The organism is Virgibacillus tibetensis (assembly GCF_036026595.1).
GTDB lineage: Bacteria > Bacillota > Bacilli > Bacillales > Amphibacillaceae > Virgibacillus_P > Virgibacillus_P tibetensis.
The window spans coordinates 92,114-110,061 of sequence record NZ_JARZFX010000002.1; the positions used below are offsets into that span (position 1 = coordinate 92,114).

13 protein-coding genes are annotated in these 17,948 nt (G+C 36.8%); 4 read left to right on the forward strand and 9 right to left on the reverse strand.

Annotated elements, in window-relative coordinates:
- Window positions 1-9: 9 nt before the first annotated feature.
- Together nagZ and QGM71_RS05345 are read left to right on the forward strand one after the other, a co-directional pair.
- Complete coding sequence (gene nagZ, locus QGM71_RS05340) at window positions 10-2,079, forward strand: beta-N-acetylhexosaminidase (protein ID WP_327606496.1); 2,070 nt, start codon at window positions 10-12, stop codon at window positions 2,077-2,079.
- A 19-nt stretch (window positions 2,080-2,098) separates the two neighbouring features.
- Window positions 2,099-3,364 (forward strand): exo-beta-N-acetylmuramidase NamZ family protein, encoded by a 1,266-nt coding sequence (locus tag QGM71_RS05345; RefSeq protein WP_327606497.1) that lies wholly within the window; start codon window positions 2,099-2,101, stop codon window positions 3,362-3,364.
- 1,250 nt (window positions 3,365-4,614) lie between these two features.
- Here the strand turns inward: QGM71_RS05345 and QGM71_RS05350 are convergent.
- Complete coding sequence (locus tag QGM71_RS05350) at window positions 4,615-6,939, reverse strand: TOTE conflict system archaeo-eukaryotic primase domain-containing protein (RefSeq protein ID WP_327606498.1); 2,325 nt, start codon at window positions 6,937-6,939, stop codon at window positions 4,615-4,617.
- Between the two features lie 119 nt (window positions 6,940-7,058).
- On the opposite strand from QGM71_RS05350, the gene QGM71_RS05355 reads away from it, so the two are divergent.
- On the forward strand, window positions 7,059-7,487 hold the full coding sequence (locus QGM71_RS05355) for a hypothetical protein (protein WP_327606499.1): 429 nt from the start codon (window positions 7,059-7,061) through the stop codon (window positions 7,485-7,487).
- Window positions 7,488-7,667: 180 nt separating this feature from the next.
- Here the strand turns inward: QGM71_RS05355 and QGM71_RS05360 are convergent, their stop codons facing one another.
- Window positions 7,668-8,429 (reverse strand): RQC-minor-1 family DNA-binding protein, encoded by a 762-nt coding sequence (locus QGM71_RS05360; protein WP_327606500.1) that lies wholly within the window; start codon window positions 8,427-8,429, stop codon window positions 7,668-7,670.
- 446 nt (window positions 8,430-8,875) lie between these two features.
- Here QGM71_RS05360 and QGM71_RS05365 point away from each other — a divergent pair, with 446 nt between their 5' ends.
- Entirely contained in the window at window positions 8,876-9,496 is a 621-nt protein-coding gene (locus QGM71_RS05365; protein ID WP_327606501.1) for a class I SAM-dependent methyltransferase, read from the forward strand.
- 320 nt (window positions 9,497-9,816) lie between these two features.
- Here QGM71_RS05365 and QGM71_RS05370 read toward each other — a convergent pair whose 3' ends face one another.
- The 7 genes from QGM71_RS05370 to QGM71_RS05400 all read right to left on the reverse strand — a co-directional run bounded on the left by QGM71_RS05370 (window position 9,817) and on the right by QGM71_RS05400 (window position 17,942).
- Entirely contained in the window at window positions 9,817-10,281 is a 465-nt protein-coding gene (locus tag QGM71_RS05370) for a Uma2 family endonuclease (RefSeq protein ID WP_327607041.1), read from the reverse strand.
- 397 nt (window positions 10,282-10,678) lie between these two features.
- The gene (locus tag QGM71_RS05375) at window positions 10,679-11,521 is read right to left on the reverse strand and encodes a carbohydrate ABC transporter permease (protein ID WP_327606502.1); all 843 of its coding nucleotides are present in this window, start codon (window positions 11,519-11,521) and stop codon (window positions 10,679-10,681) included.
- A gap of 51 nt (window positions 11,522-11,572) precedes the next feature.
- Window positions 11,573-12,466, reverse strand: a complete 894-nt coding sequence (locus QGM71_RS05380; RefSeq protein WP_327606503.1) for a carbohydrate ABC transporter permease — start codon at window positions 12,464-12,466, stop codon at window positions 11,573-11,575.
- A gap of 87 nt (window positions 12,467-12,553) precedes the next feature.
- Window positions 12,554-13,915, reverse strand: a complete 1,362-nt coding sequence (locus tag QGM71_RS05385) for an ABC transporter substrate-binding protein (protein ID WP_327606504.1) — start codon at window positions 13,913-13,915, stop codon at window positions 12,554-12,556.
- Window positions 13,916-14,000: 85 nt separating this feature from the next.
- Entirely contained in the window at window positions 14,001-14,930 is a 930-nt protein-coding gene (murQ, locus tag QGM71_RS05390; protein WP_407703001.1) for an N-acetylmuramic acid 6-phosphate etherase, read from the reverse strand.
- A gap of 180 nt (window positions 14,931-15,110) precedes the next feature.
- Entirely contained in the window at window positions 15,111-15,974 is an 864-nt protein-coding gene (locus QGM71_RS05395) for a MurR/RpiR family transcriptional regulator (protein ID WP_327606505.1), read from the reverse strand.
- Between the two features lie 123 nt (window positions 15,975-16,097).
- Complete coding sequence (locus QGM71_RS05400; RefSeq protein WP_327606506.1) at window positions 16,098-17,942, reverse strand: exo-beta-N-acetylmuramidase NamZ family protein; 1,845 nt, start codon at window positions 17,940-17,942, stop codon at window positions 16,098-16,100.
- Window positions 17,943-17,948: the final 6 nt, after the last annotated feature.

Consider the following 17,948-nt stretch of genomic DNA (forward strand, 5'->3'; position numbering starts at 1 on the left):
AGGAGAAGCATGAAATTTTCTATCAAGATTCCCTTTATTCTAACAGCTATTTTTGCCCTGCTGGTGAGCCCTTTTTCGGGTAACACCATCTATGCGGAAGAACAGGACAACATAGATGATCTTATTATTTTTCAAAACATACCACAGGCAGCACCGGTTATTGAAAACAATCAAATTGACTTGCGTGTGTTACGCATTTATGAAGATGGCCATTTTAAAGAAACTGCCGATAACCTTAGCTGGAATTCACGGAACGAAAATGTAGCAACCGTGGATGATAGTGGACTGGTAACACTAACTGGACAAAATGGCCGATCTATTATCACCGTAACAGATGGTAATTCAAGTGACCGGATTGCCGTTCACACAAAGTCATCCGGAACACAGGTTATTCAACAAAATGGGGATCAATACAATATAATTGATCAAGCGATTGCCGGCATGACAATCAATGAAAAAATAGGACAAATGCTAATGCCCGACTTCAGAAATTGGGACGGAGAGAATGTTACGGAAATGCTCCCGGAAATCGAACAGTTAATTGAAGAATACCATCTTGGCGGCGTTATTTTATTCCGTGAGAATGTAGTGACTACAGAACAAACCGCACGACTAGTCGCTGCATATCAAGAAGTTGCCGAAAAATATGGCTTGCTCATGACCATTGACCAGGAGGGCGGAATCGTTACTCGCCTGCAGTCAGGTACAGATATGCCTGGTAATATGGCGCTTGGTGCCGCTCGTTCAACAGAAACGGCAGAAAATGTAGGTGAAGTAATTGGCGAAGAACTAAACGCACTGGGAATTAACATGAACCTGGCACCTGTGTTAGATGTAAATAATAATCCTGATAATCCGGTAATCGGAGTTCGTTCATTCGGTGAGGACCCTGAATTAGTTGCCGATCTGGGAATTGCCTATACACAAGGTTTACAAAGTACAGGTGTAGCAGCCACTGCAAAACACTTTCCTGGACATGGGGATACAGCAGTTGATTCACACCTTGGCTTACCAGAAGTCCCACATGATAAAGAACGTTTATTGGAAGTGGAGTTATATCCATTTCAACAAGCAATGGAAGCTGGCATTGATGCGATCATGACTGCGCATGTGACTTTTCCAAAGATTGATGATACAAAAGTAATTTCGAAAAAAGATGGAACGGAAATTTCTTTACCAGCAACCCTTTCACATAAAGTTTTAACTGAGTTAATGCGTGAAGAAATGGGCTTTGATGGTGTCATTATTACTGATGCATTGAATATGAACGCAATTACTGATCATTTTGGCTCGGTCGATGCAGTTATTCGTTCGGTTAATGCCGGAACGGATATCATTCTCATGCCGGTAGGACTGGAAGAGGTCGCAGATGGCTTGCTGGAAGCAGTTGAAACAGGAGAGATCACAGAAGAACGCATCGAAGCATCTGTAGAACGTATTTTAACTTTGAAAATGGAACGTGGAATTATAAAATCTGAGAATCCACTGCCCGTAAATGAAATTGTTGATAATGCGGAACAGGTAGTTGGTTCCGATGCACATAAACAAGTGGAACAGGAGGCAGCAAATCAGTCGATCACTCTCGTTAAAAATGACAATGCGCTACCACTTAACTTTTCAAATGAAGAAAAAATAGTAGTTATTGGAAATACGTATATCAACAGCTTGTATGAAGCTGTGAGTTCATACCATGAAAACACAGATCTCGTGGTAGCCTCTGGTCCATTAAGTGATGACCAACTGGCTCAATTGCAGGATGCAAGTAGTGTAATTGTAGGATCGTATACATTCAATGTAAATGGTCGTGATCCGGGAAGTGCGCAGATGCAGCTGGTAAATCAGCTTATCGAAAATGTTGATGCACCTGTTGTCGGAGTTGGTATCCGCAACCCTTATGACGTAATGGCCTTCCCTGAGATTGATGCCTATTTAGCACAATACGGATTTAGAGAGGCAAGCTTTAACGCCACAGCAGCAACTCTATTTGGTGAAAATAACCCAACTGGTTTATTGCCTGTAACAATTCCAGATCAAGATGGCAATACATTGTTTGAGTATGGCTTTGGTTTAAACTACTAAAAAGGAGCGATTGACGAATATGAAGAAATCTATTATTACTTTTTTGACGATTGTATTAGTATTAAGTTCCTTAACTGCAGTATTCGCAGATAGGGGCAACGGAAATGGAAAAGAGAAAGTAAGTCCAAATGAACTTAAATTAGGCGTTGAAGTATTGCTGGACGAACAAAAAGACTTAATTGAAGGGAAGCGTGTTGGTTTAATTACCAACCCAACTGGTGTAGATCAGGAGTTAAACAGCATTGTCGATCGACTGCACAATGACCCGGATGTTGATTTAACAGCACTTTACGGCCCGGAGCATGGTGTTCGTGGGGACGCTCAAGCTGGAGAATATGTGGAATATTATATTGATGAAACAACAGGATTGCCTGTATACAGTCTGTATGGCCAAACGAGGAAGCCTACTCCGGAAATGCTGGAGGATGTAGATGTATTACTATTTGATATCCAGGATGTAGGTACACGCTTCTATACGTATATTTATACAATGGCTTATGCTATGGAAGCAGCTCAGGAAAATGATATCGAAATTATTGTACTAGACCGCCCTAACCCGCTTGGTGGACATAAAGTAGAAGGTCCAGTTCTGGATCCTGATTATGCTTCATTCGTTGGGAACTACCCTATTCCCTTGCGTCATGGGATGACAGTTGGGGAATTAGCAAAGTTATTTAATAATGAATTTGATATCGGTGCCGATTTAACGGTAGTAGAAATGAATGGCTGGAAGCGCAATATGTATTATGATGATACAGACTTAGAATTCGTTCTACCATCACCAAACATGCCAACACTTGATACCGCTCTCGTTTATCCTGGAGCAGCATTAATTGAAGGCACAAACTTATCAGAAGGCCGCGGCACTTCAAAACCATTCGAATTGCTGGGTGCGCCATTTGTTAACAGTACAGAACTTGCAGCAGCTTTAAATGAAATTGATCTGCCCGGTGTTATTTTCCGTGCAGCATCATTTACACCTTCTTTTTCCAAACATGCTGGAACACTTAGTAATGGTGTACAGATTCACGTAACGAATAAGAAGTCTTACAAACCAGTTGAAACAGGACTGCATATTGTAAAAACATTGCATGATATGTACCCAGAAGACTTTGAGTTTCGCGCAGAGAACAGCGCAGGAGTATCCTTCTTCGACAATCTAATCGGTAATGGATGGATCCGTGAAGCAATTGAAAACGGGGAAGCTGTTGAAGATATGGAAAAGCAATGGAAAGATGGATTGAAAGATTTCCAGAAAGTGCGTAAGGATTATTTGGTATATTAAGTCGTTTGGATAGATTGCTATTTTCATCTCATAAAGCTGATGAGCGACCGAAAAAGATAATAAAGCAAGAGATGGTGCTCTCATAAAGCTGATGAGTGCCCTAATAAGATAATTAAGCAAGAGATGGTGCTCTCATAGAGTCGATGAGCGCCCTAATAAGATAATTAAGCAAGAGATGGTGCTCTCATAGAGCCGATGAGTGCACGAATAAGATAAAAATAAAAGAGAAAGGGCACTCTTAAAGCTGATGAGTGCCCCACAGTGAGCATGAACTTGTGAACGTGAACGTGGATACTGAAGCGTTGCACACCAGTAATAATATTAGCTTATCAAATGCAATATTCTTTTAGTAAACAACTTTTATTTTAAAAATCGATTTATAATACCTTGATTAAAGAGTCATAAATGTAACTATACTAAGTATTTTAGATTCACCCGGTAGAAGATTTACTAACCTCTTCAAGGGCCGTTGATAGAATGAATTTGGTGCAATAAACAGAAGAAGTAACCGTCTTATCCATTAAAATTGAGGGCGGTTACTTTTTTTCACTTTTAAGGATTAAATTATAAGGAAAACTTAGTGTCAAAGTAGATATTAAAGATAAAGTGAAACTTCAATCAGTGGGGACTTCCCTTCATCCATCACTGATTTTTAGTTGAAACGAATCGGATATCTACCGGCAGTTGAGCCACCAAGCTTAATGCTTCATATATCTTCACTCTACAAGCTCCCTTCTCTTAAAGGAAATGATCAACCGCCCACATGTTATTTAATTACTATTTTATTTTTATTATTTTATAGGACTGTTTTCTAAAAGATTGCTGCTATTTGCATCATAATTAGGTAACGAACCCTTATTTATCAGTGTCTATAAGTGCAACATAATTCGTTACTGACATAACTAACCGCTAAGGAAAAACATTTCGCTGGTATTGTGCTATGTTATAACTTTATCTATTGCTTTATTAAATAATTTTTCTCTTTTTATGATTGTTGATCGGAGCGGTATGCAGTCGACTCCAGCGGGAACAGCACGTGTCTGAATACCCCGCAGCGATAGTTTTCCTTAAAGTAGGGCTGAAGCCATAACAGCGGAAAGCGACTGCCCATAGCGGAAATCAACCCTACTAACGTCGCGGTTTATAATCAAATACTGTGAGAAAAAGCAACAAATTATGTGAAAGAGCTTTTTATAAAGAAAAATTGTAGTAAACTACGAACAAATATTCCTACCTAATTATGATAAACATCAAAACAACTTCATTTGTTGCGTACTTTCATTTTCAGGAGAGTCTGATCCTTCCATTATATAACCTAATGCTTTGTATCCTTTCTTTCTTTTTTCATACATATTGCGGAATACTTCTTCTCTATGATCCACATAATCATATACTTTCACCACATTCTTATCATCATGCAGCCTATGTAGTCTCCCTACATATTGTTGTAGTGTACCTTTCCAGGATATTGGCATAGCCAAAAACATTGTGTCCATTACTGCGTTATCAAAACCTTCTCCAATATATTTACCTGTAGCAATAACTAACCTTTCTTTCTCATCCGATATAGATTCTAATTGTTCTAATTTATTCTGAATATCTTTTTTGTTCATTCCACCTGTTAGAACAATAATATTTTTAGCAAAGCCTTTAAACATCAATTCGAACTCTCTTACATGTTCGATTCTCTCCGTTAATATTATCGGACTTGCCCCATTTTCTAATTCCTTCAATACATCATTAAAGATCATTTCATTTCTTGAATTACTTTTTACCAGTTCTCTATAAAGCGTTTGAATGTTTTTTTCTTCCCTGTTTAGTTTACTTTTAAATGGTGTATTTCTAGGTATCAGGACATGATTAAATGGTCTAACCCTAGCTTGGTTCTTAGCGGTTACTTTATAACGTATTGGCCCACATTGCATCGCCATTATTGGTTGTAAGCCATCTTTTCTAGTTGGGGTTGCTGTTAAACCATGAACATATCTCGCTTCTGCCTTTTTCAACACACTTTCGAAACTAAATGCCGAAATATGATGACATTCATCTACAATAATTTGTCCATATTCTAAAATGTAATCTTTGACTTTCCCTTTGTAATTAAGTGTTTGAATTGTAGCAATATCCATGGCCCCATTTGCTGAATTCTTACCTCCGCCAATTTGGCCTATTTTACTCGTATCTATATTAAGAAATGTCGATAAACGTTCCTTCCATTGATCCATTAACTGCTTCCGATGAACAATCACTAAGGTATTTACTTTTCTGTTAGATATAAGTGATGCAGCTACCACGGTCTTTCCAAATCCTGTAGTTGCTGATAAAATGCCGTTTTGATAGTTAAGCATGTTTTGTACAGCATCTTCTTGCTGTCCAGTCAACTGTCCATGAAATTCTGCTGCGAATGGTTTTCCTGAATTCATTTCATCTTTTATAATAAGTTCTATATTCTTTGCTTTCAAAAGTTTTCTTAGATCTTCCAGACACCCCCTGGGTAGGATTAAATAATCTTGCTGGTTGTCTGTGCAATCAATCATTCTCGGGATCTTGTAAGTTGATAATCTGTTTGCTTGAGCTTTAAAATACTCCGGATTATTAAACGTCGCCAACCTAACCATTTCATTAATAAATTTAGAGGGGAGACCATCTTTAGGAATATATATTCCATTTTTTAAAATAATTGTTAGTTTTATTGGTAACTTGTCTTTACTCGAGGTACTTTCATTAACTACAAAAGTTGATTGTTCAATTTGATGATTCTTCTTAACAATGCTCTCTATTTCTTTTCTATCCATTTTTCTTATTTTGGCCAGATACGACCATTGATCAGGATATGCATTAAAATTTTCATCAACAAAAACACTATTACCACTTTTTCGTGGAAAATGCTGTAGTGGAAGGGCAATTAAATTACCAAACCCTCCTTGTGGTAATGTATCCTGATTCGGGAACATACGGTCATATGAATCTATACCCAGCTGATATCTTTTTTCAAGTGTCCGTGTTAAAAGGACATTTCCAAGCCTTCGTGCTAGATTTGCCGGAATCGAGTTCTCAAAAAAGATCCAAATATGACACCCATTCCCTGAACGAGATATTTCAATGCTTACTGGTACCTTATGCGATTTACACACCTCTATAAAAGCACTTGCATCCATCTTCCAATTATTTTTATCAAAATCAACTGCTAAAAACCAGCAAGTTTCATCCTTAAGCATTGGGTAAACTCCAATTATCCTCTTTCCAATAAGATGGTCATATATCACCTGATCTGTTATAGGTAGCAGGTTTTGCCGTTGACGGTCTCGAGCTGGGGAATACCCCTTTTTCCCATTATCGTATTCCCAACGTACTGCAAAAACATCTTCTCTTCCTTTGAATAAGTTTCTAAATAGCTTTATTCTGTCTTTTATTTTCTTTTCTTTAGAATATAATTGGCTATTTTGTGACTGGTTTTGATTTAGTTCAATAGGGATGTTATGAAGCTTCAACAACTTTTTCAATTGATTGTTTTCCTTTTTCAATTGTTCACATTCTTCCAAAGCTTTCTGAAGTTGATAATTATGATTTTTCATAGTAACCCTCATTTTTAAAAGTTATATTTCCATTATACATAATCTCTAAAAATAGTACTTTCCATACATATTGATCATAAGAAGAAAAACGTTTATGATAGTGTTTAGGAGGTTCCTTTATGGCGAAGCATAAAAAAAAGAAATCGAACATACCTAGACATAAACGTCTTAAACGCACTGGAAGACTTCAGGCTGCACAACATTGGATCCCAAAATACAATGGAGAAAACCTTGTAAATGGCTATAGCAAGCACTTTAATGTAAATAAGCTTTGTGCTGTTAAAGAATTAGAAATGATTGGTTATACTTATGAGAAAGCATATATACAAAAATTGAAAGACTCTGAGATACAAAAGCAACAAGAGTCAGAAAAACGTAATGCCGCTAAAAAGAAAAAAAGAAAACAACCTGAAGAAGACTTTTGGGATGAAGAGTGTGATGAAACGTATGCATTTATTGCAGGATATACGTCCGGAGGAGCCCCCTATGGAATAACATGGGAAGAGTGGGAAGAGGAAGTAAATACTCAGAGTCCTAATAAAACGTAGCAATGACGATAAGGACTCATTTTAATAACGAGTAAAATAACCGACCAAAAGCGAGTGTCCATTTAACAGCTTACTATAACCTCCTGTCAATTGAAGCAGCGGCTCTTTCCTCTCCTCCACCACTTCCTTGTTAGCCAACAAGTCCACCCCTCAAACTGATTATTCATTCAATAAAATAGTCTATAAGTATTCTCCAATTAATTTCTGTTCCAACCGACACTCTTCACATCTTTTCGGATCTGAAAAACCTTTTTGTTTGTAGATTTTCTGCTCCCCTACTGTAAAAGTAAACCGATTACCACACTCCCAGCATTTGATAAACAGATCCTGTGGAGCAGATCCCTTCAATGCTTCCTGAAGTGACGCATTTCTTTTCAGAGCACCATTAAGGTCAATGGGTTCATCCGAATCCAATGCATTGATTGTTTCTTTAATCTCAGCTTGTACTTTCTTATATTCTATTTTATTCCATGCTTCTAAATAAGGAATATACCTCTTATCTCCTGTTTCTCTAACCTTTCTAATAAATAAAAGTATCATTTTCCGGTCCCGATCTTTTAAATAGTTCATATCTGGTATTGGTCTACCTTCTTTTTGCCATCTGCTCCATTCAGCTAAAAATTCGTCTGCACGAAAGTCCCTTTCAATCTCCCAGCCACGATCCGTAAAAACAATCATTGGCAGTTTGCCAGAGTATTGAATATCGAGAAAATCATAATCTATCATCCAGTCTATCTTTTCCATTATCTTTTCTAATTTCTCCGATTTGTAATAACCATAGACCGGGCAGGCATCTAACTCTAAAGCCAATACCTTTTTCTCACGTGAACCCTTTAGAATTTTGGCAAGAAGTGTTCGTCCGCCCTCTGCAATGATTTCATCTGCTGCCCTCAAAATCGCTGAAATATCATTTTTAGATAGATATTCCGTATTTGATCCCATTTTCCAACTGTCCCTTCCTGAATTTTATCATTTAGTTTTTCTATTAATTAACTTAATATAGGAATTTTATTCACTATAAACAAAATCCCTTCATAATTATATCCAATAAAATATACCACCTCTGACATAACTTTGACCACTGGATGATCAAAGCTAAACCCATAGTTTTTGAAATCAAAATGTAATACTTGTAGTACAAATTTGATTGATTTTCAATAAGAGCAGTCCTTCCACATAGGGCCATTAAAAGTACGTACTGTATAAGGATGTAATATTTTGAAATTTGTGTTAAAATTACAACTATATTAATGAAAGGTGTGATTCGTAATGAAAAACATTTTAACTTTTGACCGAAAAAATCTTTTATTGGAGTTCATTACGAGTAATTCATAAAAGAAGTTTTTCTTTGAATGCTCGTAAATTTCAAAGATATTGGAGGAGCATTCATGTTAAGTAATCAAGGGTTTAATTTGTGGGCTGATAACTATGATAAAACAGTTCAACTCAGTGAGGAAAATAACCTGTATCCTTTTGCTGGGTATAAGAAAATACTAAACGTTATTTTTAATGAAGCAATGCAAAAGGTGGATTCTGAAATCTTAGATATTGGTTTTGGAACAGGTGTATTAACAAGTAAACTATATACAAATGGACACCAAATTGATGGTGTAGACTTCTCATCAAAAATGATTTCCATTGCACAATCTATAATGCCAAATGCTTATTTGATTGAATGGGATTTTTCAATGGGCTTACCTCCTGAGATACTTGGTAAGAAATATGATTCCATTATAAGCACCTATGCATTACACCACTTAACAGACAAAGAGAAAATAGTATTTATAACTAACTTAATACCTTTGCTCAAAAAAGACGGTAAAATTTTCATTGGTGACATTTCTTTTGAAACACGAGAACAACTTAATAAATGTCGTCAGGATAGTATTGAATATTGGGATGATGATGAGTTTTATTTCGTTTATGATGAAATTAATTCTTCACTAGAGAATGAGTGTGAATTTTATCCGATTTCTCGTTGCGGTGGCGTATTCATTATTTCAGAGTAAAACATGAATTATGGGAGTGGAAAGCTAACCTTTGCCACTCTCATGTGTTTAACTGTAATTCAACTAAAGGCGTTATTGTTGAATAGCTAAAGTCTAATTTCTTCCAGAATCATTAAAGATTTAGACCGCAATTCCTTGACATTAATCCACCGGTAAATTTGGTGGCAACAAATGGCAAACTATGTGACAATCGCTAGTAAAAACTTGTCATGGTACACTTCTATGGCCCTAAACAAAGATGCTTGATCCTATGAGAAACGCAAATTAGTATTTACAGCTTGTTTTAATATTACCCTCATAAGTCCAAAACAGTAATTCAACTACACAAACAGTTTTTCAATATCCACTTCAAATCCTGCCAATACTTTTGATTTCACAGTTCCTTGGTATCTCGCCACATCTTTTTGTTGGTAAGTTCCTTCTTCATCCAATAAATAGAGTTGAACGGTATTTAATAAGGGATTAACGATCCAATATTCTTTAACACTGTATTCCATGTATAGATTCAGCTTTGTTACTAAATCATGAGATTGATTTGATGGACTAATAATTTCAATAATAATTGTTGGAGCACCAGTATACTTATTGCTGCCCAATCCTTCTTTATCACAAATAACAGATAGATCAGGGATAACGACTTTTTTATCTTCAACACCCTTTTTACTTAATTCAACGTCGAATGGTGCATGAAAAACTTCGCATGCTTTACCTTCTAATAAGTTAAATAATGCAGCATGTAAACGTCCGGAAATTCGCTGGTGTATGGTAGATAGTGATGGTGATATCTAAACAATCCCATCAATAAACTCCATTAATTGATTGGTACCTTCTCTTAATTTGTAAAATTCATCTAGTGTTCCTTCCATTTTTTTAGGTAGGTTCATATAGGAAGTCTCCTTTCATCTTAGAAAACTTGGCAATCCCCAAGCTTTTGGGCGATGCCTTAGTTGTACTTATGCAGATAGGAAAGTTTTAACTTTTCCAACTGCCAATAAATTCTTTTCACTTAATTCTATTCTACGTTATTTGGTTAATTCTTTTTAACCAATTAATTTGAAAAACATTCTACTATTAATTATAGTTACCATTTGAACAATATTTCAACCTTCAAATCGGGTTTTAAGTAACAAAAATACGGCAACCAGAAAACCCTGATTGCCGCTTCTACACTATACTACAAAACTATCCTTTTATGGCCCCTTCTGTCATACCCTTTGCAATACGTTGTTGGAAGATCGCGTACAGGATGATTACAGGTATAATTGCAATAACCAGACTGGCAAACAACGTTCCCCAGGCATTCGTATATTGGGCCTCACTACTAATATAATCAATCGCTAAAGCTAATGTATAATTTTCACTGCTCTGTAAGAAAATCAGTGCCATGAAGTACTCATTCCAAAACTGGATGGCATTCATAATTGTTACTGTAATGATTCCCGACATACTTAAAGGTGTGATAATTTTCCATAAGACGCCATAGGGCGAAAGTCCATCAATGGCTGCGGATTCTTCCAATGATTTAGGAATCGTGCTCATAAAGCTGGTTAGTACGAAAATCGTAAATGGTAGCTGGCTTATTGCGTATACGATTGCCAGACCAAAGATATTATCCAGTAAGCCCAAATCCATTAATAGGAAGAACAACGGAATCCAACCTAATACCATCGGAATCATCATTGCAGAAACATAAACTGTAAATAGAATATGACTCCCTTTGAATTTCAGTCGTTCAATTGCATATGCAGTTGGTATCGCCAGAAATAATGTTAGTAAAGATCCAACTACGGTTACTATTAAACTATTAAAAACACTTGTATCTATATTATAATTTGACCACGCATTGGCAAAGTTTTGAAAACTGAATGATTCTGGAAAACCCCACGGATTCCTATATATCTCTGCATTCGATTTAAACGAACCAAGAAACATCCAGAAAATGGGATATAATACTGCTATTGTCCATAAAATGAGTGGAATTCGTATTCCTGTTTTCCCCAAGATCTGACCTACACTACGCTTCACTTTCTGTTCCTCCTTTTTTCATTACTACCATTTTAGTTTCTATCATGCTTTTTAATATTCAACTTTATCTCTTCGCATAAAGAATTGTAAAATTAATACGGTAATTAATGAAAGGACTAGAATCATTACACCGATAGTTGCTCCGTAACCAAAGTTATATCGCACGAATGCTTGCTGATAAAGATAGGAACCCATTACATGTGTTGAGTTATTAGGTCCGCCACCAGTCATAACTTGAACGATAATGAAGGAACCATTTAATGTAGTAATAACAATATAAAGAACAGAAATTTTAATTTGTGGCCATACTAGTGGTAAAGTCACCTTCCAAAATTGCTGCCATTCATTCGCACCATCTATTTCAGCTGCTTCATAATAGCTTTTCGAAACATTCGCTATACCACCCATTAGCATAAGCATAAAGAGACCTATACCAGCCCAGATCGATGGTAAAACCAGACTTGGCAAAGCCCATGTCTCACTGCCTAGCCATGGTCTAGTCCAACTTTCCAAACCAATAGCTTCCAAACCGGAATTAACAAGGCCCATGCTTGGGTTATAAATGAAAGACCAGAGGATCCCAATAACTACAACGGACATAATATTAGGGAAGAAAAACACAATTCGATAAAATGGTGCCTCTTTGATTTTCAATTGTGTTAGGGCAACAGCAAAAAACATAGCTAAAATCATAATACCAATTACCTTCGTTGCCACCAGGAAATAATCATGGATAATTGTATTGGGGATAATTGCATCATTTATTAATTTTATGTAATTGTCAAATCCAATAAACTCTTTATTTTGAGAAGCGCCAGACCAATCAAAAAATGAATAGTACAAGCCACTAAATAATGGATATAGGGTAAATATAGCAAACATGATAAATGTCGGAATTAAACAAAAAGCGAGAAATGTATACTTTTGTTTTTTTGACTGTACCATCCAATCACTCTTTCTATTAAAATAATGCATGGAACATAAAGGCGAATAACGCACCTTTATGTTCCATACTTAAACAGTTAGCTAAAATTAGTTACGGTAGTCTGCAGCAGCTTTTTCAGCTGCTTCTACAAATTCTTCTGCAGTCATGTTACCTAGCATTAAGGACATTAGCGCATCGCCAATTGGCCCTTCAAGATCAGAACTCATTGGATGTGGCTTTTCATAAATGGAAACCTGATCCGGGTCATTAATCATCGCATTAGCTTCGATTAAGTATCCAGGTACGTTCTCATTTTCAGATAGGTCCACTCCATCGACGTTCATAATCGCACCAGTATGCTCAGAGAAAGATTTTGCATATTCTCTAGTGAACGCAAATTCTATGAAAGCTTTCGCTGCGTCTGGATTTGAAGCATTCTCAGCAATTGCTAATGGACGTAAATCAGGAACGATTGCATAATTTTCACCAGGATCCTGCATTGGTGAAGGGATGAAGCCATAGTCAAAGTCTTCTGGTGTATCATTCGCCATTTCATTTGGCAACCAGAATCCAACTGGGATAAACGCATTATCATGCAGTAAGAAGTTCATTTGAGATTGAGTATGGTTCAATGCACCTAATCCTGAATCAAACATACCTTCCTGTTGCATTCTTTCTACTTTCTTCATCGTATCTAGTACTACATCCTGCGTCCAAGCGCCTTCTGCACCAGTAATTAAATCCGCTAGTAATTCATCTCCACCAGCTGCACCAAATGCAGGGTAAAGTGCTCCACGAAGGAAGTAATATGGATGTTGTCCACTTGTTACATAAGGATCAATTCCCATGTCTGCTTTGATTTCTTCCATTGAGCTCATTAAACTCTCAAAGTCAGTTGGCACTTCATATCCATTTTCATCAAATAAGGCTTTGTCATACCAAGTTCCCCATGTATCAAAAACGAGAGGTAGTGATAAAATTTCTCCATCAAACTTACCTGGCTGCACAATGAAACTATCAACTAGTTTATCTCCGCCTTCAAGCTCAATTCCCTCTACCCATTCCGTTAGGTTCATCAATTGGCCATCTTCTGCCATCTGCGTTTCACTTGAACCTGCTCCATCAATGTACACGAGATCAGGTGGATCATTCGCTACCCAACGTGAACGCATTTCGTCGTTGATATTCGGTCCAGCTTGTTCAATAACAGTGACATCAGGGTACTCTGCCTGGAAATCAGCTATTACTTCTTTCCACCAAGAATCTCCATATCCTCCTACAAAATACTGAATTTCTAGCTCGCCTGAAATTTCTCCGTCTTCACCATTTGATGCTTCGTCTGATGAACCGTTTGAGTCATCTGATCCATTATCTGAATCGTCATCATCTGATGAACAAGCAACAACGAATGCCAGCATAAACGCAGCGATTAGCAATAACATAAATCGGCCGTTAAATAATTTCTTCAACTTATTTTCCCCCTTGTTTTTAAATTAATATATGAAACGCATCAATAGCTATGAAACTATCAATGGGGTTTCTGAAATTAAAACGCTATGAAAAATAGTCAATTGCTTCTCTCACATAACCATCACTATGCTCGATCGCTTTTTTTGCATCCTGAACAGATACTCCTGCCTCGATCATAACAATTGCAGGTTTTACTTCATTATTTGTTTCGTTAAGTACTTCTTCAGCTTTTTCATAAGAGACATTCGTAATTTCCATGATGTTACGCTTTGCCCGTTCCCGGAGTTTATAGTTGCTTGCGTGCACATCAACCATGAGGTTCTGGTGAACTTTGCCCAGCTTTATCATCGTAGTTGTACTAATCATGTTCAATATCATTTTATGTGCCGTTGCTGATTTCATTCTCGTTGATCCTGTTAATACTTCCGGGCCAACCACAACTTCAATGTCACAATCAGCATAGCTGCTAATTAATGAATCCTTATTACATGACAGTGATACTGTATATGCTCCAATTTCACGTGCATATTTCAGTGCGCCTATTGGGTAAGGGGTTCTGCCACTTGCTGTTATTCCAATAACAACATCATACTTCGTGAAGCTTTTTCCTTTTAGATCTGCCAGGCCCTGTTCCTCACTATCTTCAGATCCTTCCACAGCATTGAAAAAAGCGCCATTTCCTCCCGCCATAACAGTTTGAACCATTTCTGGAGGAGTCATGAAGGTTGGAGGGCATTCTGATGCATCAATGACACCTAATCTTCCACTAGTTCCTGCACCTACATAGAATAATCGTCCGCCACCTCCCAGAGCTTTATAAATATGCTCTACCGCAATATCGATTTTAGGGATCACTGCATTAACCGCATTTGCAACTTTCTTATCTTCATCATTAATCGTTTTTAAAATCTCCAATGTAGACATTCGATCCAGATTCATACTATTTTGATTTCTCTGTTCAGTAGTTAAGTTTGATAATTCCATTTGGACGATGTTCTCCTTATCTGAATGAATAGTTATTTTTACTATACTAGATTACACACAATTATAAAGCGCTTTCATTCCTCGTGCAAACAGTACCGTAGAATTGATTTTATTATAGACCGATTGAACTATTTTGTCAATAAAACTTAAAAAACCAGTAATATTATTTCAGTTTGTCCCTTACTATTTTATGGGGCTACCTTTATGAATTTAATTTTTATTTCCTCTTAAAAAAGATACAGCTTCTCTCGTTTCATCTAAATGCTTGATTGTTTCATCATATTCCTCTGATGCCAGACACATTAATAAGATATCGATAAGGTGCAGCTGTGCTATACGTGATGAAGTTGCCCCACTTCTGAATGTTGCTTCTTTAGCTGCAGATGTATGTAATTGAATATCAGAAAAATTACTTACGAGTGAATTGCCATACTTCGTAATACTAATTGTTTTTACCTTTTTATGTTTAGCAAGCTCCATTAATTTTGCGACTTCCTGCGTATTTCCTGAAAAAGAAATACCTACAACTACATCCTCAGGGCCTTTATTAGCAATTGAAGTTGCTGCCATATGTACATCGGAAAACGAGTGCGCATTTTTATTAATTCGCAGAAGTTTTTGCTCTGCATCTACTGCCGCTATATAGGAAGCTCCAACACCAATAAAAATAACCGACTTCGCGTTTGATAGAGCGGATACTGCTTTTTTTATATTCTTTTCGCTCATGATATCTACTGTTTCTCTTAATGTCTGTATTGTATTTGAAGTTACCTTATCAATAATAGCCTTATAGCTTTCATTCGGTTCTATATCCCGATATTCGGTTATATCGTCTGCTTGAAGATCCCCAGCAACACGTATTTTGAGCTCCTGAAAACCGCTGAATCCCAGTGATTTGCATAATCGGATAACCGCAGCACTACTTGTTTGGCTCTTTTCGCCTAACTTTAAGGCGGTTAATAATATTGATTCCTCTGGATTGTTTAATATATAATTTGCTATTTTCCTCTCAGAGGGAGGTAAATTGTTTATCATCTCTTTTAAAATAACCAGACCGCCTTTTACTCGAGCCATTTTTTCACCTTCTGCCTTTTTATACTTTTTTATTTTATAATATCATATATATGACTGTTTATACACGTGAAGGAAATGCCCTTTAAATTACTCTATTAGGTCATTTCCTTCACGATTACCTTGTTAATGAATTAAATCTACAACAATTCGTGACGAAAAATCGGGAGTCCCATACTCTACATTGTCTTCTGTTAAATTAAATGCAGCAATAAACATAGAATCCTCAATGTAATAATCAATACTCGAAAGTACAGGACTATTATCTATAACGATATTTCCTCCTTCTTCATTGAGATTGCCACCAATTTCTCCATAAGGAATTGTTAAAATTAATTGATTATTTGTTTCTTCAATCTCGTAATTTTTAAAAGTTTTATTTAAATCAAATACTATTCTTGAATACGTAGAATGGACACCATAACGAATTCCTTCTACAGAGGTGGCAGAAACCTCCACATCACGTTTTGCGGTTAGACTGTTATAGTTGGCAACTACTTCTCCTATCCCATCGTTAGTAGCATGAAATATACCATTTTCTACATACCCTATATCGTTGGAAACTTCCCATTCAATTGCATCAGGATCAATATTCAACGATTCACCATTTTCATCGAAGCCTTTAACAGATAGTTCTTGTTGCTCTCCTGGTGATGCAGTTAAGTCCAATGGTAAAATACCCAATGACCCTTTTTCTTTGTATGGTTCGGAGTCACTAGGATATGGATTATACAATAAATAGTTATTTCTTACTTCATTAACCCATATATTGAGGTCATTTTCCCACGAAGCCATAATGTCTTCAACAGGCTCACCGTCCATGATCATCGCTGGTACATCTGGGTCCCCTATAAGATTTGCATAGCTGGAGGTCATTTCAAATTCACTTGGATTTTGATCACGCATTGCATCTACTAGATTCAGTCCCAACTCTACTAAATCAATTGAACTAGGATCATCAATATGAACCTGTACCCCACCAACGCGATTGCCGGTGTATTTACCGAACATTGGAGTATAGTATGCAGCCCTGAATGTAACTCCGTCTATCTCACGATTATTCATTTCTTCAGCCAGATCTTCTCCATCAATCCAAGGAGCTCCAACTAATTCAAATGGTCTTGTAGTTCCTAGTCCTGTAGATAGCGTAGTATCATCTAATAATTCTGTTCCTGCATATAAGTAAGCCGTTTCTTGTGTTGGTATATTAGGTGATGTCATCACCCATGGAAGGCCTGTGTCTTCAAAATGCATTGTACGCTTCCATCCACTCATTTCTGCTATTTTAAGATCGACACCCATACTATACTCATGGTTCCACATTATTGCTAACTCTCCAACAGTCATTCCATGTCTGACAGGCAATAAAAATCTCCCCATAAAACTTACAGTCTCTGGAGAACGAAGTGGCCCTTCTACACGAGTACCACCAATAGGATTTGGCCTGTCCAGTACAATGATTTCCTTATCAAACTCAGCTGCAGCCTCCATTGCAAATCCCAATGTATAAATGTAAGTATACACATTCGAACCTATATCTTGTATGTCGAATAGTAATACATCAACATCCTCTAACATATCCTCAGTTGGCTTCCATGTAGGACCATATAAACTATATACTGGCAATCCAGTTCTTTCATCAATATAGGATTCGACATATTCACCAGCTTCCTGGTTCCCACGAATTCCATGCTCTGGTCCAAATAATGCCGTAAGATCAACGCTTGGATGATCGTACAACAGATCAACATCACTAACTAAGTTGCTATCAACTCCTGTTGGATTGGTAATTAACCCTACCTTTTTACCATCTACCCAATCTAAATGATCCTCCAAAAACACTTCAATACCTGGCACTACCTTTTCTTTCTTACCCTTACCTTGATTACCTTCTGCATTAGAATTTGTTAACGAAGAAGTCATTACCAGCATTAAAACTAAAACAGTCATAAAAATTTTATTAAATTTCACAAAAAC